Below are 585 nucleotides of genomic sequence, written 5' to 3'. Positions count from 1 at the left end.
AATCTAACCAGTATGATCGCCGAGTCTCTATTCATCAGGTAAGACTCGTGCGAGCATCAAGTAAGAAAAAAGTTCTAGTGTTTGATTCCGGTGTCGGCGGACTGTCAGTTTTCCAAGAAATTCACCAACTCCTTCCACACTTAGACTACTTCTATCTGTTCGATAACGAAGCTTATCCTTACGGCGAACTCGATCAGAATGTGCTTATCTCGCGCGTCAATCAGCTGGTTTCCGCATTGGTAGCAGAGCATCACATCGATATCGTCGTCATTGCGTGCAATACTGCCAGTACAATCGTATTGCCGTCATTGCGTGACAACTTATCAGTGCCAGTTGTTGGCGTCGTGCCTGCCATCAAACCGGCCTCCTTACTAGCGACTCAGGGAGTAGGATTAATCGCAACGCCTGCGACCGTCACTCGTCAATACACTCATGAACTGATCCGCGATTTTGCACAAGGTAAGCCAGTTGAATTGCTAGGTTCGACGCGTTTGGTTGATATGGCAGAAGAAAAGCTACGGGGTGAAAGTGTTCCTTTGGATGAACTGAAAAGCATCTTATCGCCGCTATGCAATAAAGTAGACG

The 585-nt window shown here is 47.0% G+C and carries 1 protein-coding gene; it reads left to right on the top strand.

The features are described from left to right. Positions 1 to 47 precede the first annotated feature (47 nt). Positions 48 to 585 (top strand): glutamate racemase (gene murI / locus R7Z47_RS25965; protein ID WP_318130913.1); only part of this gene is annotated, 538 nt, incomplete at its 3' end.

Source organism: Vibrio sp. 1641, from assembly GCF_033339995.1.
Lineage (GTDB): Bacteria > Pseudomonadota > Gammaproteobacteria > Enterobacterales > Vibrionaceae > Vibrio > Vibrio alginolyticus.
This window is presented reverse-complemented; position numbering and strand designations above follow the sequence as displayed.